Source organism: Neorhizobium sp. IRS_2294 (assembly GCF_050500145.1).
Taxonomy (GTDB): Bacteria; Pseudomonadota; Alphaproteobacteria; order Rhizobiales; family Rhizobiaceae; genus Neorhizobium; species Neorhizobium soli.
Window position 1 is genome coordinate 1,375,217 of the sequence record NZ_CP191439.1, and the last position, 19,855, is coordinate 1,395,071.

Annotated in this window: 18 protein-coding genes and 1 pseudogene; 18 read left to right on the plus strand and 1 reads right to left on the minus strand. The window is 58.1% G+C overall.

What is annotated here, in order from left to right:
• Positions 1-79: 79 nt before the first annotated feature.
• Complete coding sequence (gene rpoB, locus ACQY1K_RS06585) at positions 80-4,210, plus strand: DNA-directed RNA polymerase subunit beta (protein WP_062454716.1); 4,131 nt, start codon at positions 80-82, stop codon at positions 4,208-4,210.
• A 188-nt stretch (positions 4,211-4,398) separates the two neighbouring features.
• A pseudogene (gene rpoC, locus ACQY1K_RS06590) lies at positions 4,399-8,609 on the plus strand (DNA-directed RNA polymerase subunit beta').
• A 111-nt stretch (positions 8,610-8,720) separates the two neighbouring features.
• Here the strand turns inward: rpoC and ACQY1K_RS06595 are convergent.
• The gene (locus ACQY1K_RS06595; protein ID WP_062453163.1) at positions 8,721-9,014 is read right to left on the minus strand and encodes a hypothetical protein; all 294 of its coding nucleotides are present in this window, start codon (positions 9,012-9,014) and stop codon (positions 8,721-8,723) included.
• 499 nt (positions 9,015-9,513) lie between these two features.
• On the opposite strand from ACQY1K_RS06595, the gene rpsL reads away from it, so the two are divergent.
• From rpsL to rplN, 16 genes are all read left to right on the plus strand, one after another.
• Positions 9,514-9,885 carry a 30S ribosomal protein S12 gene (gene rpsL, locus ACQY1K_RS06600; RefSeq protein WP_042618537.1) on the plus strand — a complete coding sequence of 124 codons (372 nt, stop codon included), beginning with the start codon at positions 9,514-9,516 and terminating at the stop codon, positions 9,883-9,885.
• Positions 9,886-9,966: 81 nt separating this feature from the next.
• A complete protein-coding gene (gene rpsG / locus ACQY1K_RS06605; protein WP_062580266.1) occupies positions 9,967-10,437 on the plus strand; it encodes a 30S ribosomal protein S7 in 471 nt (156 codons plus the stop codon).
• 33 nt (positions 10,438-10,470) lie between these two features.
• Positions 10,471-12,570 carry an elongation factor G gene (gene fusA / locus ACQY1K_RS06610; protein WP_062453161.1) on the plus strand — a complete coding sequence of 700 codons (2,100 nt, stop codon included), beginning with the start codon at positions 10,471-10,473 and terminating at the stop codon, positions 12,568-12,570.
• A 94-nt stretch (positions 12,571-12,664) separates the two neighbouring features.
• Entirely contained in the window at positions 12,665-13,840 is a 1,176-nt protein-coding gene (gene tuf / locus ACQY1K_RS06615; RefSeq protein WP_092662037.1) for an elongation factor Tu, read from the plus strand.
• A gap of 312 nt (positions 13,841-14,152) precedes the next feature.
• Positions 14,153-14,461 (plus strand): 30S ribosomal protein S10, encoded by a 309-nt coding sequence (rpsJ, locus tag ACQY1K_RS06620; protein WP_003547547.1) that lies wholly within the window; start codon positions 14,153-14,155, stop codon positions 14,459-14,461.
• Between the two features lie 37 nt (positions 14,462-14,498).
• Positions 14,499-15,140, plus strand: coding sequence for a 50S ribosomal protein L3 (gene rplC, locus ACQY1K_RS06625; RefSeq protein WP_062580268.1), 642 nt, complete (start codon positions 14,499-14,501; stop codon positions 15,138-15,140).
• A 14-nt stretch (positions 15,141-15,154) separates the two neighbouring features.
• Positions 15,155-15,775 (plus strand): 50S ribosomal protein L4, encoded by a 621-nt coding sequence (gene rplD, locus ACQY1K_RS06630; protein WP_062457774.1) that lies wholly within the window; start codon positions 15,155-15,157, stop codon positions 15,773-15,775.
• Entirely contained in the window at positions 15,772-16,065 is a 294-nt protein-coding gene (locus tag ACQY1K_RS06635; RefSeq protein WP_062457771.1) for a 50S ribosomal protein L23, read from the plus strand. The genes rplD and ACQY1K_RS06635 overlap by 4 nt, the downstream gene beginning before the upstream one ends.
• 11 nt (positions 16,066-16,076) lie before the next feature.
• Entirely contained in the window at positions 16,077-16,910 is an 834-nt protein-coding gene (gene rplB, locus ACQY1K_RS06640) for a 50S ribosomal protein L2 (protein ID WP_430258559.1), read from the plus strand.
• Positions 16,911-16,926: 16 nt separating this feature from the next.
• The gene (gene rpsS / locus ACQY1K_RS06645; RefSeq protein WP_062457765.1) at positions 16,927-17,205 is read left to right on the plus strand and encodes a 30S ribosomal protein S19; all 279 of its coding nucleotides are present in this window, start codon (positions 16,927-16,929) and stop codon (positions 17,203-17,205) included.
• Positions 17,206-17,207: 2 nt separating this feature from the next.
• Positions 17,208-17,597 carry a 50S ribosomal protein L22 gene (rplV, locus tag ACQY1K_RS06650; RefSeq protein WP_062457763.1) on the plus strand — a complete coding sequence of 130 codons (390 nt, stop codon included), beginning with the start codon at positions 17,208-17,210 and terminating at the stop codon, positions 17,595-17,597.
• Positions 17,597-18,334 carry a 30S ribosomal protein S3 gene (rpsC, locus tag ACQY1K_RS06655; RefSeq protein ID WP_062457759.1) on the plus strand — a complete coding sequence of 246 codons (738 nt, stop codon included), beginning with the start codon at positions 17,597-17,599 and terminating at the stop codon, positions 18,332-18,334. Before rplV ends, rpsC begins: the two co-directional genes overlap by 1 nt.
• A gap of 38 nt (positions 18,335-18,372) precedes the next feature.
• Positions 18,373-18,786 (plus strand): 50S ribosomal protein L16, encoded by a 414-nt coding sequence (gene rplP, locus ACQY1K_RS06660; RefSeq protein ID WP_062457756.1) that lies wholly within the window; start codon positions 18,373-18,375, stop codon positions 18,784-18,786.
• A 12-nt stretch (positions 18,787-18,798) separates the two neighbouring features.
• The gene (rpmC, locus tag ACQY1K_RS06665) at positions 18,799-18,999 is read left to right on the plus strand and encodes a 50S ribosomal protein L29 (protein ID WP_007770142.1); all 201 of its coding nucleotides are present in this window, start codon (positions 18,799-18,801) and stop codon (positions 18,997-18,999) included.
• A 12-nt stretch (positions 19,000-19,011) separates the two neighbouring features.
• A complete protein-coding gene (rpsQ, locus tag ACQY1K_RS06670; protein WP_062457753.1) occupies positions 19,012-19,248 on the plus strand; it encodes a 30S ribosomal protein S17 in 237 nt (78 codons plus the stop codon).
• Positions 19,249-19,484: 236 nt separating this feature from the next.
• Positions 19,485-19,853, plus strand: coding sequence for a 50S ribosomal protein L14 (gene rplN / locus ACQY1K_RS06675; RefSeq protein WP_052638136.1), 369 nt, complete (start codon positions 19,485-19,487; stop codon positions 19,851-19,853).
• The last annotated feature ends 2 nt before the right edge of the window (positions 19,854-19,855 follow it).

Consider the following 19,855-nt stretch of genomic DNA (forward strand, 5'->3'; position numbering starts at 1 on the left):
GAATACCATGTTCGACGGGATCGACTGGCCAGCGAACCCCGTCCGTTGCAGGCCCGGATGCAATTTTGAAGGAGCGACGATGGCTCAGACCCTTTCATTTAACGGTCGCAGGCGCGTACGCAAGTTTTTCGGGAAAATCCCCGAAGTCACAGAAATGCCGAACCTTATCGAGGTTCAGAAGGCGTCTTACGATCAGTTTCTGATGGTTGAAGAGCCGAAGGGTGGTCGTCCGGACGAAGGTTTGAACTCCGTGTTCAGGTCTGTCTTCCCGATCAGCGATTTCTCCGGCGCTTCCATGCTCGAATTCGTGTCCTACGAATTCGAACCGCCGAAGTTCGACGTCGAAGAATGCCGTCAGCGCGATCTGACCTACGCAGCGCCTCTCAAGGTGACGCTGCGTCTCATCGTGTTTGATATCGACGAGGATACGGGCGCGAAGTCCATCAAGGACATCAAGGAACAGTCCGTCTACATGGGCGACATGCCGCTCATGACCGACAACGGCACGTTCATCGTGAACGGTACCGAGCGCGTCATCGTGTCTCAGATGCACCGTTCGCCAGGCGTGTTCTTCGACCACGACAAGGGCAAGAGCCACTCTTCCGGCAAGCTGCTTTTCGCTGCTCGCGTCATTCCGTATCGCGGTTCCTGGCTCGACATCGAATTCGACGCCAAGGACATCGTCTACGCGCGTATCGACCGTCGCCGCAAGATCCCCGTCTCGTCGCTGCTGATGGCACTCGGCATGGACGGCGAAGAAATCCTGTCGACGTTCTATACGAAGTCCAACTATGTTCGCGACGGCGAAGGCTGGCGCATTCCGTTCAACGCCGAAACCCTCAAGGGTGCCAAGGCGCTGTCGGAAATGGTTGACGCCGACACAGGCGAAGTCGTTGTGGAATCCGGCAAGAAGCTGACCCCGCGTCTGCTTCGTTCGCTGACCGAGAAGGGCCTCAAGGCCATCAAGGCAACGAATGACGACCTCTACGGCAACTATCTGGCCGAAGACATCGTCAACTACTCGACGGGTGAGATCTATCTCGAAGCCGGCGACGAAATCGACGAGAAGACCCTCAAGGTCATCCTCGACCACGGTTTCGACGAGATCCCGGTTCTCGGCATCGACCACATCAATGTTGGCGCCTACATCCGCAACACGCTGGCCGCAGACAAGAACGAGCATCGTCAGGATGCACTGTTCGACATCTACCGCGTCATGCGTCCGGGCGAGCCGCCGACGATGGACTCGGCCGAAGCCATGTTCAATTCGCTGTTCTTCGATTCGGAGCGTTACGATCTCTCCGCCGTCGGCCGCGTGAAGATGAACATGCGTCTCGACGTCGACGCTCCAGACACGATGCGCGTTCTGCGCAAGGACGATATCCTGGCCGTGGTCCGCATGCTCGTCGAACTGCGTGACGGCAAGGGCGAAATCGACGACATCGACAACCTCGGCAACCGCCGCGTTCGTTCTGTCGGCGAACTGATGGAAAATCAGTACCGTCTCGGTCTGCTCCGCATGGAGCGCGCCATCAAGGAACGCATGTCGTCGATCGAGATCGACACCGTGATGCCGCAGGACCTGATCAACGCGAAGCCGGCTGCTGCCGCGGTTCGCGAATTCTTCGGTTCCTCGCAGCTGTCGCAGTTCATGGACCAGGTGAACCCGCTTTCGGAAATCACCCACAAGCGTCGTCTTTCGGCACTTGGCCCGGGTGGTCTGACCCGCGAGCGCGCAGGCTTCGAAGTCCGCGACGTTCATCCGACCCACTACGGCCGTATTTGCCCGATCGAAACGCCGGAAGGCCCGAACATCGGTCTGATCAACTCGCTTGCAACCTTTGCCCGCGTCAACAAGTACGGCTTCATCGAAAGCCCGTACCGCAAGATCATCGATGGCAAGGTCACGAAGGACGTCGTCTATCTCTCCGCTATGGAAGAGGCGAAGTACTACGTTGCGCAGGCGAACTCGGAACTCACCTCCGAAGGCACCTTCGTTGAAGAGTTCGTGGTCTGCCGCCATTCCGGCGAAGTCATGCTGTCCCCGCGCGACACCGTCAACCTGATGGACGTTTCGCCAAAGCAGCTCGTCTCCGTCGCAGCGGCTCTGATCCCGTTCCTCGAAAACGACGACGCCAACCGCGCCCTCATGGGGTCCAACATGCAGCGTCAGGCGGTTCCGTTGGTTCGCGCCGAAGCGCCGTTCGTCGGCACCGGCATGGAGCCCGTGGTTGCGCGTGACTCCGGCGCGGCTATTGCTGCCCGGCGTAGCGGTGTTGTGGACCAGGTGGATGCGACCCGTATCGTTATCCGTGCGACGGAAGATCTCGAATCCGGCAAGTCCGGCGTCGATATCTACCGCCTGCAGAAGTTCCAGCGCTCCAACCAGAACACCTGCGTCAACCAGCGTCCGCTGGTCGCCGTCGGCGACATTCTGAACAAGGGCGACATCATCGCTGACGGTCCTTCGACCGACCTCGGTGACCTGGCTCTTGGCCGCAACGCGCTCGTCGCGTTCATGCCTTGGAACGGCTACAACTACGAAGACTCGATCCTCATGTCCGAGCGCATCGTGTCTGACGACGTGTTCACCTCCATCCACATCGAGGAATTCGAAGTGATGGCGCGCGACACGAAGCTTGGTCCTGAAGAAATCACGCGCGACATTCCGAACGTTTCGGAAGAAGCGCTGAAGAATCTCGACGAAGCCGGCATCGTCTATATCGGCGCCGAAGTTCAGCCGGGCGACATCCTCGTCGGCAAGATCACACCGAAGGGCGAAAGCCCAATGACGCCTGAAGAAAAGCTTCTGCGCGCCATCTTCGGTGAAAAGGCTTCCGACGTTCGCGACACGTCCATGCGTATGCCTCCGGGCACGTTCGGCACCGTCGTCGAAGTTCGCGTCTTCAACCGTCACGGCGTCGAAAAGGACGAACGTGCGATGGCGATCGAACGCGAGGAAATCGAACGCCTCGCCAAGGACCGCGACGACGAACAGGCGATCCTCGACCGTAACGTCTACGGCCGTCTGATCGAGATGCTCCGTGGTCAGGCGTCTGTCGCCGGTCCGAAGGGCTTCAAGAAGGGCGTCGAGCTCTCCAACGCCGTCGTCTCCGAATATCCCCGCTCCCAGTGGTGGATGTTTGCGGTCGAAGACGAAAAGGTCCAGGGCGAGATCGAAGCACTGCGTGGTCAATACGACGAGTCGAAGTCGCTGCTCGAGCATCGCTTCATGGACAAGGTCGAAAAGGTCCAGCGCGGTGACGAAATGCCTCCGGGCGTCATGAAGATGGTCAAGGTCTTTGTCGCTGTGAAGCGCAAGATCCAGCCGGGCGACAAGATGGCCGGCCGTCACGGTAACAAGGGCGTTGTTTCGCGTATCGTGCCTGTCGAAGACATGCCGTTCCTCGAAGACGGTACCCACGTCGACATCTGCTTGAACCCGCTGGGCGTGCCTTCGCGCATGAACGTCGGTCAGATCCTCGAAACCCACCTTGCCTGGGCTTGCGCCGGCATGGGTAAGAAGATCGGCGAGCTCCTCGACGAATACCGCAAGACCATGGACATCGGCGAGCTGAAGACAGTTCTGACCGACGTGTATGCCAGTGAGGCCAAGAACGAAGTCGTCGACTTCGACGATGACTCGCTGGTCAGACTTGCCGAACAGTCCCGCAAGGGCGTCTCCATCGCAACGCCGGTTTTCGACGGTGCGCATGAACCGGACGTTGCTTCGATGCTGAAGAAGGCCGGTCTGCACGAAAGCGGTCAGTCGACCCTGTACGACGGTCGTACCGGTGAAGCCTTCGACCGTCAGGTGACTGTCGGCTACATGTACATGATCAAGCTGAACCACCTTGTGGACGACAAGATCCACGCGCGTTCGATTGGTCCGTACTCGCTCGTCACCCAGCAGCCGCTTGGTGGTAAGGCTCAGTTCGGTGGTCAGCGCTTCGGGGAAATGGAAGTCTGGGCTCTGGAAGCTTACGGCGCCGCCTACACCCTGCAGGAAATGCTGACGGTGAAGTCGGACGACGTGGCAGGTCGTACCAAGGTCTACGAGGCGATCGTCCGAGGCGACGACACGTTCGAGGCAGGCATTCCGGAGAGCTTCAACGTTCTCGTCAAGGAAATGCGCTCGCTGGGTCTGTCGGTCGAACTGGAAAATTCCAAGCTCGATACGGCTGACGCACTGCCCGACGCGGCTGAATAAAATTTGACAAGGGGCGTGCGGGGGCAACCGCGCACGCCATTCCCTCCGCCGGTGGAGTTTGCATCGGGTGAGGGGAGTTTTGCCGCATTCTGCGGTTATTGTCATTTATGGATCGAGGATCGGCATCCCGGGAATTTGCCGGTACCGCGACCCGACTGAGGGCGTTACGCCCCATCAAGGAGACAGGCATGAACCAAGAGGTCATGAACCTTTTCAACCCGACAGTGCCCGCACAGCACTTCGATTCGATCCGGATCTCGATTGCGAGCCCGGAAAAGATCCTGTCGTGGTCCTACGGCGAGATCAAAAAGCCGGAAACGATCAACTATCGTACGTTCAAGCCTGAACGCGATGGTCTTTTCTGCGCGCGCATTTTCGGACCTATCAAGGACTACGAATGCCTGTGCGGCAAGTACAAGCGCATGAAGTACAAGGGCATCATCTGCGAAAAGTGCGGCGTTGAAGTCACGCTGTCGCGCGTTCGCCGCGAGCGCATGGGCCATATCGAGCTCGCTGCTCCGGTTGCCCACATCTGGTTCCTGAAGTCGCTGCCTTCGCGTATCTCGACACTGCTCGACATGACGCTGAAGGATGTTCGAACGCGTTCTGTATTTCGAGAACTACATCGTCACTGAGCCTGGCCTGACGTCGCTGAAGGAAAATCAGCTTCTGTCGGAAGAGGAATACATGATCGCCATCGACGAGTTCGGTGAAGATCAGTTCACGGCGATGATCGGTGCTGAAGCCATCTACGAGATGCTGGCATCGATGAATCTCGAAAAGATCGCTGGTGACCTTCGCACGGACCTTGCTGAGACCACATCGGATCTCAAGCAGAAGAAGCTGATGAAGCGCCTGAAGATCGTTCGAGAACTTCATGGAATCCGGCAACCGCCCGGAATGGATGATCATGAAGGTCGTTCCGGTCATTCCACCGGATCTGCGCCCGCTGGTTCCGCTCGATGGCGGCCGTTTTGCGACGTCCGACCTCAACGACCTCTACCGTCGTGTGATCAACCGTAACAACCGTCTGAAGCGCCTGATCGAACTGCGCGCTCCTGGCATCATCATCCGCAACGAAAAGCGCATGCTGCAGGAATCTGTGGACGCGCTGTTCGACAACGGCCGTCGTGGCCGCGTCATCACCGGTGCCAACAAGCGTCCTCTGAAGTCGCTGTCCGACATGCTCAAGGGCAAGCAGGGCCGCTTCCGCCAGAACCTTCTCGGCAAGCGCGTCGACTATTCCGGTCGTTCGGTCATCGTGACCGGTCCGGAACTGAAGCTGCACCAGTGCGGCCTGCCGAAGAAGATGGCGCTCGAGCTGTTCAAGCCGTTCATCTACGCCCGTCTCGACGCCAAGGGTTATTCCTCGACCGTCAAGCAGGCGAAGAAGCTGGTTGAAAAGGAAAAGCCGGAAGTTTGGGATATCCTCGACGAGGTCATCCGCGAGCATCCGGTTCTTCTCAACCGCGCACCGACGCTCCACCGCCTGGGTATCCAGGCCTTCGAACCGATCCTGGTTGAAGGCAAGGCGATCCAGCTGCATCCGCTCGTCTGCACGGCCTTCAACGCCGACTTCGACGGTGACCAGATGGCTGTTCACGTGCCGCTCTCGCTGGAAGCCCAGCTTGAAGCCCGCGTGCTCATGATGTCGACCAACAACATTCTGCACCCGGCAAACGGCGCGCCGATCATCGTTCCTTCGCAGGACATGGTTCTCGGCCTGTACTACCTGTCGATCCTCAATCAGAACGAGCCGGGCGAAGGCATGGTCTTCTCGGACATGGGCGAACTGCACCATGCTCTGGAAAACAAGGTCGTCACCCTGCACGCCAAGATTCGCGGTCGTTTCAAGACGGTCGACGAGGACGGCAAGCCGGTTTCCAAGATCTATGAAACGACACCTGGTCGTATGATCATCGGCGAACTTCTGCCGAAGAACTTCAAGGTGCCGTACGAGACCTGCAACCAGGAAATGACCAAGAAGAACATCTCCAAGATGATCGACACGGTCTACCGTCACTGCGGTCAGAAGGACACGGTCATTTTCTGCGACCGTATCATGCAGCTCGGCTTCACCCACGCGTGCAAGGCTGGCATTTCGTTCGGTAAGGACGACATGATCATCCCGGACTCGAAGGTGAAGATCGTCGGTGATACCGAAGCCCTCGTGAAGGAATACGAACAGCAGTACAACGACGGCCTGATCACTCAGGGCGAGAAGTACAACAAGGTCGTAGACGCCTGGGGCAAGGCCACCGAGAAAGTCGCCGAAGACATGATGGCCCGCATTAAGGCTGTCGAATTCGACGCAGAGACCGGTCGCCAGAAGCCGATGAACGCGATCTACATGATGTCCCACTCCGGCGCCCGTGGTTCACCGAACCAGATGCGTCAGCTGGGCGGCATGCGCGGCCTGATGGCGAAGCCGTCGGGTGAAATTATCGAGACCCCGATCATCTCGAACTTCAAAGAAGGCCTGACCGTTAACGAGTACTTCAACTCGACCCACGGTGCCCGTAAGGGTCTCGCAGACACCGCCTTGAAGACGGCGAACTCCGGTTACCTGACCCGTCGTCTCGTCGACGTGGCCCAGGACTGCATCGTCAACATGGTCGATTGCGGCACCGAGAGCGGTCTCACCATGACCGCCATCGTTGACGCCGGTCAGGTCGTTGCGTCCATCGGTACCCGCGTTCTCGGTCGTACGGCCCTCGACGACATCGATCATCCGGTCACGGGTGAGCGCATCGTCGATGCTGGTCGCATGATCCTCGAGCCCGATGTCATCGAGATCGAAAAGGCTGGCATTCAGTCGATCCGTATCCGCTCTGCACTGACCTGCGAAGTTCAGACGGGCGTATGCTCGATCTGCTACGGCCGTGACCTTGCGCGCGGTACACCGGTCAACATGGGTGAGGCTGTCGGCGTTATCGCTGCTCAGTCGATCGGTGAGCCGGGTACCCAGCTGACCATGCGTACGTTCCACTTGGGCGGTACGGCAAACGTGGTCGACTCGTCGTTCCTGGAAGCGTCCTATGAGGGCACGATCCAGATCAAGAACCGCAACATGCTGCGGAACTCGGAAAACGTTCTCGTCGCGATGGGCCGCAACATGTCGGTCACCATTCTCGACGAGCGTGGTGTCGAGCGTTCCTCGCAGCGCGTCGCCTACGGTTCGAAGCTGCATGTCGATGACGGCGACAAGGTTCGTCGTGGTCAGCGTCTTGCAGAGTGGGACCCCTACACACGCCCGATGATGACGGAAGTCGCCGGTACGGTGTTCTTCGAGGACATGGTCGACTCGATTTCGGTATCGGAATCGACAGACGAATCCACGGGTATCACCAAGCGTCAGGTTATCGACTGGCGTTCGACCCCGCGCGGTATCGATCTGAAGCCTGCAATCGTCATCAAGGACGCTTCGGGTGCGATCATGAAGCTGTCGCGTGGTGGTGACGCCCGCTTCAACCTCAACGTCGATGCCATCTTGTCCGTAGAACCGGGCAGCAAGGTATCGCAGGGCGATGTTCTGGCGCGTATCCCGATGGAAAGCGCCAAGACCAAGGACATCACCGGTGGTCTGCCACGCGTTGCCGAACTGTTCGAAGCTCGTCGTCCGAAGGACCACGCCATCATCGCTGAGATCGATGGTACGATCCGCCTCGGCCGCGACTACAAGAATAAGCGTCGCGTCCAGATCGAGCCTGCCGAAGACGGTGTCGAAGCAGTCGAATACCTGATCCCGAAGGGCAAGCCCTTCCACCTTCAGGAAGGCGACTACATCGAAAAGGGCGACTACATCCTCGACGGCAATCCTGCGCCGCACGACATCCTGGCGATCAAGGGCGTGGAAGCACTTGCTTCCTACCTGGTCAACGAAATCCAGGAAGTCTACCGTCTGCAGGGCGTTGTCATCAACGACAAGCACATCGAAGTGATTGTTCGTCAGATGCTTCAGAAGGTCGAGATCACCGATAGCGGCGACAGCCAGTATATCGTCGGTGACAATGTCGACCGGATCGAGCTTGACGATGCCAATGACCGTCTCATCGAGGAAGGCAAGAAGCCTGCCTTCGGCGACCCGGTACTGCTCGGCATCACCAAGGCATCGCTGCAGACGCCGTCCTTCATCTCGGCTGCATCCTTCCAGGAAACCACCAAGGTTCTCACGGAAGCTGCAATCGCCGGCAAGACGGATACGCTGCAGGGTCTGAAGGAAAACGTCATCGTCGGCCGTCTCATCCCGGCTGGTACTGGCGGCACCATGACGCAGATCCGCCGCATCGCCACTTCGCGCGACGACCTCATCCTCGAGGAACGCAAGAAGGGTTCGGGCGCTGGCTCGGCTACACCGATGCTGCAGAACATGAACCCGGAAAAGACTCCGGCCGAATAAGGCTGCGAGGGTAGGGCGCCCGGAAGCGGGCGCTCTCTTTTCAGGAACTCACGACAAAAAAAACGCCCGGAGCGATCCGGGCGTTTTCTTTTATCGAAATTCAGAAACAGGTTAGTCGAAGCGGATGATCGCGACTTCGCCTTCGAGCGCACCCTGATAGGCGGATGCATGCGGCTCTTCCGGCGGCTCGTCGGTCAGGACGCCGATCTGATCGAGGTCGGCCTCCAGGAAGCCTTCTTCGGTCAGCGCGTTCAGCGCCTCGCGTACGGCGGAATCATCGTCGGGTGCCCGCAGGATGACATGCATCTCGATGCCTTCGCCGCCCTTGGTCTCGTAAGCCTTGCCGATGATGATGAAAATCATCGGGTCATCGAGCGTGTTGTCGTTATCGGCGGGGTTTGCCATGTGCAATCTCCAGGTAAAGGGGCTGACGCTTCATTGTCATCAAGAGGCAAGAGCGAGGAATGTTCCAAAACCTCCTTTATTGCCATATTCAGTGATTCCCAAACGGAAATACCAAGGGCAAACTTTAATGTTTTGTGCAGGCTTTTCAGGAGACCGAAAACCCCGGTAAACAAGGCTTTCCGCCATTATTTTCGGGCCAGCTCTTGACGCAGAAGGGTTAAGTCAGTAAACGCCGCGGCATCGGACACCATGTGAGACATGTGCGTCTGGAGAGTCTTTCTCCGGAGTTCGCCTCAAACAGGTTTCCAAAAAACGCACGTTGACTACAAGAATGCTGCACGCACGACGCGTTTTCAATGCGTCCTCTGCCTTATGTGGTCCATCCGGATACGGATCGGGCCACGTTTCGTGCATGAGGAGATGTGTGTGTCGCCGCCGGAAACGGCATCCGAATGGTCCCGAAAGGGGCTTGAAAGAAGATTTTGCAAGGGATGGGTATATGCCTACCGTAAACCAGCTGATCCGTAAGCCACGCCAGGCACAGGTAAAGCGCAACAAGGTTCCTGCTCTGCAGGAAAACCCGCAGAAGCGCGGCGTTTGCACCCGCGTTTATACGACGACCCCGAAGAAGCCTAACTCGGCTCTGCGTAAGGTTGCCAAGATTCGCCTCACCAATGGCTTCGAAGTCATCGGCTACATTCCGGGTGAAGGTCACAACCTGCAGGAACACTCTGTCGTCATGATCCGTGGCGGCCGCGTAAAGGACTTGCCAGGCGTTCGTTACCACGTCATCCGCGGCGTTCTCGACACCCAGGGCGTCAAGAATCGTAAGCAGCGCCGTTCGAAGTATGGTGCGAAGCGTCCGAAGTAATCCTTCGGATTTCCAATTTTCCGGCGCTGCGCGAGGTTCTCCGCGTGATAAAGCGTCTAAACCGTTTGAGAGACGAGTAATATGTCCCGACGCCATAGTGCAGAAAAGCGTGAGATCAATCCGGACCCGAAGTTCGGCGATTTGATCGTCACCAAGTTCATGAATGCCATCATGCTTCACGGCAAGAAGTCTGTCGCCGAAAGCATTGTCTACGGTGCGTTTGACTCCGTGCAGGGCAAGGCCAAGTCCGATCCGCTCGGCATCTTCCACACAGCCCTCGACAACGTCGCTCCGCACGTCGAAGTCCGTTCGCGTCGCGTTGGTGGTGCAACCTACCAGGTCCCGGTCGACGTTCGCCCGGAGCGCCGTCAGGCTCTCGCCATCCGTTGGCTGATCGCTGCTGCCCGCAAGCGTAACGAAACCACCATGATCGATCGCCTCTCGGGCGAACTCATGGATGCTTCGAACAACCGTGGCAGCGCCGTCAAGAAGCGTGAAGACACCCACAAGATGGCGGACGCAAACCGCGCATTCTCGCATTACCGTTGGTAATCTTCACCCGATCGAGTTTCGAAAGGCAGTCCTATGGCTCGCGAATATAAAATCGAAGACTACCGCAACTTTGGTATCATGGCGCATATCGACGCCGGCAAGACCACGACCACAGAGCGGATTCTTTACTACACGGGCAAGTCGCACAAGATCGGCGAAGTTCATGATGGCGCCGCCACCATGGACTGGATGGAGCAGGAGCAGGAGCGTGGGATCACCATCACCTCCGCTGCGACCACGACCTTCTGGAAGGGCCGTGACGGCAAGATGCGCCGCTTCAACATCATCGACACTCCCGGCCACGTCGACTTCACCATTGAAGTCGAACGTTCGCTGCGCGTGCTCGACGGTGCGATCGCTCTCCTCGACGCAAACGCCGGCGTAGAGCCGCAGACGGAAACCGTCTGGCGTCAAGCCGAGAAGTACCATGTCCCGCGGATGATCTTCTGCAACAAGATGGACAAGACCGGTGCTGACTTCTACCGCTCGGTAGAAATGATCAAGACCCGTCTCGGTGCCATCGCTGTTGTCATGCAGCTCCCGATCGGTGCAGAAACCGAGTTCAAGGGCGTCATCGACCTGATCGAGATGAACGCTCTGATCTGGCGTGACGAATCGCTCGGCGCTGCCTGGGACGTCGTCGAGATTCCTGATGACATGAAGGAAAAGGCTGCCGAATACCGCGAGAAGATGATCGAACAGGTCGTCGATATCGATGAAGAAGCCATGGAAAACTACTTGAACGGCATCATGCCGGACAATGACAAGATCCGTGCGCTGGTTCGTCGTGGTACCATCGACGTCAAGTTCCATCCGATGTTCTGCGGCACTGCGTTCAAGAACAAGGGCGTTCAGCCTTTGCTCGACGCCGTTGTCGAATATCTGCCTTCGCCGCTCGACATCCCGTCCATCAACGGTATCGACGTCAAGACCGAAGCCGAAATCGCCCGTCATCCGTCGGATGATGAGCCGCTTTCGATGCTTGCGTTCAAGATCATGAACGACCCCTTCGTTGGTTCGCTCACCTTCGCCCGTATCTATTCCGGCAAGCTCACCAAGGGCACGGCCGTCATGAACACGGTCAAGGAAAAGCGCGAGCGCGTCGGCCGCATGCTGCAGATGCATTCCAACTCCCGTGAAGACATCGAAGAAGCCTTTGCAGGCGACATCGTTGCTCTCGCAGGTCTCAAGGAAACCACGACCGGCGACACCCTGTGTGATCCGCTGCACCCGGTTATCCTCGAGCGCATGGAATTCCCTGAGCCGGTCATCCAGATCGCCATCGAGCCGAAGACCAAGGGCGACCAGGAAAAGATGGGCCTCGCGCTCAACCGCCTGGCTGCTGAAGATCCTTCGTTCCGCGTCAAGACGGATGAAGAATCCGGCCAGACGATCATCGCCGGCATGGGCGAACTGCATCTCGACATCCTCGTCGACCGCATGCGTCGTGAATTCAAGGTAGAAGCTACTGTCGGCGCGCCGCAGGTTGCCTACCGCGAAACCATAACACGCACGCACGAAGAAGATTACACGCACAAGAAGCAGTCCGGTGGTACCGGTCAGTTCGCGCGCGTCAAGATCGTCTTCGAACCGAACCCGGATGGCGACGAATTCAAGTTCGAATCCAAGATCGTTGGTGGTTCCATTCCAAAGGAATACATCCCCGGCGTTCAGAAGGGTATCGAGAGCGTTCTGTCTTCGGGTCCGCTCGCGGGCTTCCCGATGCTCGGCGTCAAGGCAACCCTGATGGACGGCGCCTTCCACGACGTCGACTCCTCGGTCCTCGCGTTCGAAATCGCATCGCGTGCTTGCTTCCGTGAAGCGGCAAAGAAGGCTGGCGCACAGCTTCTCGAGCCGATGATGAAGGTCGAAGTTGTGACCCCGGAAGATTACGTCGGTGACGTTATCGGCGACTTGAACTCCCGTCGTGGCCAGATCCAGGGCCAGGAACAGCGCGGCATCGCGATCGTTATCAACGCTCACGTGCCACTCGCGAACATGTTCAAGTACGTCGACAACCTGCGCTCCATGTCGCAGGGCCGTGCACAGTATTCGATGACCTTCGATCACTACGCACCGGTTCCGTCGAACGTCGCGACCGAAATCCAGGCTAAGTATTCCGGTCAGAAGTAATCGGAATACCGATCCAAAATACGCCTCGGCCTAGTGCCGGGGCGACAACAAGAATTGGAGCCCTTGAGGGCTCACGCAAAATGGAGAGCCGGAAATGGCAAAGAGCAAGTTTGAGCGCAATAAGCCTCACGTCAACATTGGCACGATCGGTCACGTCGACCACGGCAAGACGTCGCTGACTGCGGCGATCACGAAGTACTTCGGCGAATTCAAGGCCTACGACCAGATCGACGCTGCTCCTGAAGAGAAGGCCCGCGGCATCACCATTTCGACGGCACACGTCGAATACGAGACGCCAAACCGCCACTACGCACACGTCGACTGCCCCGGCCACGCCGACTACGTCAAGAACATGATCACCGGTGCAGCGCAGATGGACGGCGCGATCCTGGTTTGCTCGGCTGCCGACGGCCCGATGCCACAGACCCGCGAGCACATCCTGCTTGCTCGTCAGGTTGGCGTTCCGGCAATCGTCGTGTTCCTCAACAAGGTTGACCAGGTTGACGACGAAGAGCTTCTCGAGCTCGTCGAACTTGAAGTCCGCGAACTTCTGTCGTCCTACGACTTCCCGGGCGACGACATTCCGATCGTCAAGGGTTCGGCTCTGGCCGCTCTTGAAGATTCGAACAAGAAGATCGGCGAAGACGCCGTTCGCGAACTGATGGCAGCTGTTGACGCCTACATCCCGACGCCTGAGCGTCCGATCGACCAGCCGTTCCTGCTGCCGATCGAAGACGTGTTCTCGATCTCGGGCCGTGGTACGGTCGTGACCGGTCGCGTCGAGCGTGGCATCGTCAAGGTTGGTGAAGAAGTCGAAATCGTCGGCATCCGCGCCACGACCAAGACGACTGTTACCGGCGTTGAAATGTTCCGCAAGCTGCTCGACCAGGGCCAGGCCGGCGACAACATCGGCGCTCTGATCCGTGGCGTACAGCGTGACGGCGTCGAGCGTGGCCAGATCCTGTGCAAGCCAGGTTCGGTCAAGCCGCACAAGAAGTTCATGGCAGAAGCCTACATCCTGACCAAGGAAGAAGGCGGCCGTCATACGCCGTTCTTCACGAACTACCGTCCTCAGTTCTACTTCCGTACAACGGACGTGACCGGTATCGTTTCGCTTCCTGAAGGCACGGAAATGGTTATGCCAGGCGACAACGTCACCGTTGAAGTCGAGCTGATCGTTCCGATCGCGATGGAAGAAAAGCTGCGCTTCGCGATCCGCGAAGGCGGTCGTACCGTCGGCGCCGGCATCGTTGCCTCGATCATCGAGTAACAAATCAGAGGGCAGGGCGGGTTCTTCGGGGCCCGCCCGGTTCACTTTTTTTAAGCAAGTTGGCCCTGCTGACTTGCTTATGACATGAAAATGTAGCAAATGGCGCGCGAGCGCTATTTGCGCCTTGCTTCGTTTTATCGAGGCAGGCAATTGCCAAAGACATTAAGGTGGGCCTTCGGCCTGGAGACGAGAACGGACTGCCGCTGTTAGCGCACCCGTTCGATCTTTGACACTGGTGGTCCCGCCTTAGGATAACGAACAACTCGTGCTGTAACGTTGGCACGTGGAAACAAGAAACAAGGATAACGTCGAATGAACGGCCAAAATATCCGCATTCGCCTGAAGGCGTTCGATCACCGCATTCTCGACGCTTCGACGCGTGAGATCGTGTCGACGGCGAAGCGCACCGGCGCAAGCGTCCGGGGCCCCGTTCCGCTTCCGACTCGCATCGAGAAGTTTACGGTTAACCGGTCCCCCCACATCGACAAGAAAAGCCGCGAGCAGTTCGAGATGCGCACACACAAGCGCCTTCTCGATATCGTAGACCCGACACCACAGACCGTGGACGCGCTGATGAAGCTCGACCTCGCCGCAGGTGTCGATGTTGAGATCAAGCTCTGAGGCTTATGTCTCGAGCTGAGTGAGAAGGATTGAACCGATGCGTTCGGGTGTAATTGCACAGAAAGTGGGAATGACCCGCGTCTATAACGACGCTGGTGAGCACATCCCGGTTACCGTTTTGCGGCTGGAGAGCTGCCAGGTCGTCGCACAGCGCACTGTTGAGAAGAATGGCTATGTTGCCGTTCAGCTCGGTGCTGGCGTCGCCAAGGTAAAGAACACCTCCAAGGCTATGCGTGGCAACTTCGCCATCGCTAACGTCGAGCCGAAGTCGAAGCTCGTTGAGTTTCGCGTTTCCGAAGAAAATCTGATCGACGTTGGCACTGAGCTGAAGGCCGATCATTTTGCTGCTGGTCAGCTGGTGGATGTCACCGGCACTTCGATCGGTAAGGGTTTTGCCGGTGCTATGAAGCGCCATAACTTCGGTGGTCTGCGGGCGACCCACGGTGTTTCCGTGTCGCACCGTTCGCACGGTTCGACTGGTAACAACCAGGATCCGGGCAAGGTCTGGAAGGGCAAGCGCATGGCTGGTCACATGGGCCAGACGCGTATCACCACGCAGAACCTCGAAATCGTCTCGACGGATGAAGACCGCGGACTGATCCTCGTCAAGGGTGCCGTTCCCGGCTCCAAGGGCGCCTGGATTGAAGTTCGCGACGCCGTCAAGTCGGCCGCGAAGTAAGGGAGCCAGCTATTATGGAATTCAACGTCAAGACCCTCGAGGGAAAAGACGCCGGCCAGGTTTCCCTGTCGGACGCGATTTTCGGCCTCGACCCACGCGAGGATATCCTCGCACGCATGGTGCGTTACCAGCTCGCTAAGAAGCAGCAGGGCACGCACAAGACCAAGAGCCGTTCCGAGATTGCTCGCACCGGTGCGAAGATGTTCAAGCAGAAGGGTACGGGCCGCGCTCGTCACCATTCGGCTCGCGCTCCGCAGTTCCGTGGTGGTGGTCGTGCACACGGCCCGGTCGTCCGCAGCCACGAGCATGACCTTCCTAAGAAGGTTCGCGCTCTTGCTCTGCGTCACGCCCTGTCTGCAAAGCTGAAGTCTGAAGATCTGATCGTCATCGACAACCTGGTTGCTTCTGAAGCAAAGACCAAGGCTCTCGTCGGTACGTTCGCATCGCTCGGCCTCACCAACGTGCTGTTCATCGGCGGTGCTGAGCTCGACAGCAACTTCAAGCTCGCAGCCCAGAACATCCCGAATGTGGACGTTCTGCCGGTCCAGGGCATCAATGTTTACGACATCCTGCGTCGCGGTAAGCTCGTGCTTTCCAAGGCTGCGGTTGAAGCCCTCGAGGAGCGTTTCAAGTGACCGACATTCGCCACTATGATGTGATCGTATCTCCTTCGATCACCGAAAAGTCGACACTGGTTTCCGAGTATAACCAGATCGTCTTCAACGTTGCCAAGACTGCTTCGAAGCCGGAAATCAAGGCTGCCGTAGAAGCTCTCTTCGGTGTGAAGGTCACTGCCGTCAATACGCTGGTCCGCAAGGGCAAGGTGAAGCGCTTCAAGGGCTTCATCGGCAAGCAGAAGGACGTCAAGAAGGCTGTCGTAACCCTGGCCGAAGGTCAGACGATCGACATCTCCACCGGTCTCTGAGGTAAAGAAAAATGGCACTGAAAAGCTATAATCCGACGACCCCGAGCCAGCGTCAGCTGGTTATCGTCGACCGTTCGGGCCTCTGGAAGGGCAAGCCCCTCAAGTCGCTGACTGAAGGTCTGTCCAAGAGCGGTGGTCGCAACAACAACGGTCGTATCACTGCCCGCTTCATCGGCGGTGGTCACAAGCGTACCTACCGTCTGGTCGACTTCAAGCGTCGCAAGTTCGACATTGAAGGCACGGTCGAGCGTCTGGAATACGACCCTAACCGTACGGCGTTCATCGCGCTCATCACCTACGCGGATGGCGAACAGGCCTACATCATCGCTCCGCAGCGTCTTGCTGCAGGCGACAAGGTCATCGCTTCCTCGAAGGCTGTCGACGTGAAGCCCGGCAACACGATGCCGCTGCAGTTCATCCCGGTTGGTTCGATCGTTCACAACGTCGAAATGAAGCCAGGCAAGGGCGGTCAGATTGCTCGCTCCGCCGGCACCTACGTACAGCTCGTCGGCCGCGATTCCGGCATGGCGATCCTGCGTCTCAACTCTGGTGAACAGCGTCTCGTTCCGGGCTCCTGCCTGGCTTCGATCGGTGCTGTCTCCAACCCCGATCACGGCAACATCAACGACGGCAAGGCCGGTCGTACCGTATGGCGTGGCAAGCGTCCGCATAACCGCGGCGTTGTCATGAACCCGGTCGACCACCCGCACGGCGGTGGTGAAGGCCGTACCTCTGGTGGACGCCATCCGGTGTCCCCGTGGGGCAAGCCCACCAAGGGCAAGCGCACGCGTTCGAACAAGTCCACGGACAAGTTCATCATGCGCTCGCGCCACGTCAAGAAGTAAGAGAGGAAGTCGTTAAATGGCTCGTTCAGTTTGGAAAGGTCCGTTTGTTGACGGCTATCTTCTCAAGAAGGCTGAGAAGGTGCGCGAAGGCGGACGCAGTGAAGTGATCAAGATGTGGACCCGTCGGTCCACGATCTTGCCGCAGTTTGTCGGTTTGACGTTCGGCGTCTACAACGGCAACAAGCACGTGCCGGTCAGCGTCAACGAAGACATGGTCGGACACAAGTTTGGTGAATTCGCTCCCACCCGGACCTATTACGGTCACGGCGCGGACAAGAAGGCGAAGAGGAAGTAATCATGGCGAAGGCAAAGACCGAACGCCGGCTGAAGGACAACGAAGCACAGGCAGTCGCCCGTACGCTTCGCGTCAGCCCGCAGAAGCTAAACCTGGTTGCCGCCATGATCCGCGGCAAGAAGGTTGAACGCGCTCTGGCAGAACTCGAGTTCTCCCGCAAGCGCATCGCAGGCACGGTGAAGAAGACTCTCGAGTCCGCTATCGCCAACGCCGAAAACAACCATGACCTCGACGTCGACACCCTGATCGTAGCGGAAGCTTACGTCGGCAAGTCGATCACGATGAAGCGTTTCCACGCTCGCGGCCGTGGCCGTGCATCGCGGATCGAAAAGCCGTTCGCGCATCTGACGATCGTCGTTCGCGAAGTCGAGGAAAAAGGGGAGGCCGCATAATGGGTCAGAAAATCAATCCTATCGGTTTTCGCCTCGGCATCAACCGTACATGGGACAGCCGTTGGTTCGCCGACAACGCCGAATACGGCCAGCTGCTTCATGAAGACCTGAAGATCCGCGCATACCTGATGTCCGAGCTGAAGCAGGCCGGCATCGCCAAGGTGGTTATCGAGCGTCCGCACAAGAAGTGCCGCGTCACGATCCACTCGGCTCGTCCAGGTCTGATCATCGGCAAGAAGGGCGCGGACATCGAGAAGCTTCGCAAGAAGATCTCGACGATGACCAACTCCGAAACGCACCTCAACATCGTTGAAGTGCGCAAGCCGGAAGTCGACGCAACGCTCGTTGCCCAGTCGATCGCCCAGCAGCTCGAACGCCGCGTGGCTTTCCGCCGTGCGATGAAGCGTGCTGTTCAGTCCGCCATGCGTCTTGGCGCCGAAGGCATCAAGATCACTTGCGCCGGCCGTCTCGGTGGCGCGGAAATCGCTCGTACCGAATGGTACCGCGAAGGCCGCGTGCCGTTGCACACACTGCGCGCCGACATCGACTACGGTACGGCTGAAGCCGAAACCGCATTCGGTATCTGCGGCATCAAGGTCTGGATCTTCAAGGGCGAAATCCTTGAGCACGATCCGATGGCGTCGGAACGTCGCGCGCTGGAAGGCGATGCGCAGGGTCCGGCAAGCCGTGAGCGTGGCGATCGTGGCGACCGTCGCCGCGAACGTGAAAACGCTTGATTAGCGCTGGCGAAAGATAAGCTCGGAGAAGTAATAAAATGTTGCAGCCAAAGCGTACCAAGTTCCGCAAGCAGTTCAAGGGCCGCATCAAGGGCGTTGCCAAGGGTGGCTTCGACCTCGCATTCGGCGAATTCGGTCTGAAGGCTCAGGAACCGAACCGCGTCAACGCACGTGAGATCGAAGCGGCTCGCCGCGCGATCACACGTTACATGAAGCGTGCGGGTCGTGTATGGATCCGCGTATTCCCAGACGTACCGGTCACGGCAAAGCCGACCGAAGTGCGCATGGGTAAGGGTAAGGGTTCTGTCGAATACTGGGCTTGCAAGGTCAAGCCTGGTCGTATCATGTTCGAGATCGACGGCGTTTCGGAAGAGATCGCGCGCGAGGCACTTCGCCTCGGGTCTGCCAAGCTCTCGGTCACGACGCGCTTCGTACAGCGCATCGCAGATTAAGGAGAAGGCACGATGAAAGCCGAAGACGTACGCGGTCTGACCGCCGACCAGCTCAAGGACAAGCTTGCTGACCTGAAGAAGGAGCAGTTCAACCTGCGCTTCCAGAAGGCCACCGGCCAGCTCGAGAAATCCTCGCGCATCACCGAGGTCCGCAAGGATATCGCTCGCGTGAAAACCATTGCCCGCCAGAAGGCGGCAGAAGCCAAGGCCTAAAGGAAGAATAATATGCCGAAACGCATTCTGCAGGGCGTAGTCGTTTCCGACAAGAACGAGAAGACCGTTGTTGTCCGCGTCGAGCGCCGCTTCGCTCACCCTTTGCTTCAGAAGACCGTTCGCCGGTCCAAGAAGTACAAGGCCCATGACGAAAACAACCAGTTCAAGGTTGGTGACGTAGTTTCCATTCAGGAATGCGCCCCGATCTCCAAAGACAAGACCTGGACGGTTATCAACGCCCAGGCTTAAAGACTTCAGGATTTTGCGTCAGGCCCTTGCGTCGGACACAGAATCCTGTAAGAAGCACGCCACTGGCGTAGAACGCTCGGAAACGAGCGTTCTTTTGCTTTCAGCGCACGGAAGGTCCCACTTAGGGAAACCACCTTGGCAAGACCGATCCCGCGCATACTGAAAATGTGTTCATAGCCAGCTCCGTTCGTATTCATGCGCGCGGATAGTTGGTCATTAGAAAAAGGCGACCTGACATGATTCAGATGCAAACAAACCTCGACGTGGCGGATAATTCCGGCGCACGTCGTGTCATGTGCATCAAGGTGCTGGGCGGCTCCAAGCGCAAGTACGCTTCGATCGGCGACGTTATCGTCGTTTCGATCAAGGAAGCTATTCCGCGCGGCCGCGTGAAGAAGGGTGACGTGATGAAGGCGGTGGTTGTGCGTACCGCCAAGGACATCCGTCGCGCCGACGGCAGCGTCATCCGCTTCGACAACAACGCAGCGGTCCTCATCGACAACAAGAAAGAGCCGATCGGCACCCGTATCTTCGGACCGGTTCCGCGCGAACTTCGTGCTAAGAACCACATGAAGATCATCTCGCTGGCTCCTGAAGTTCTGTAAGG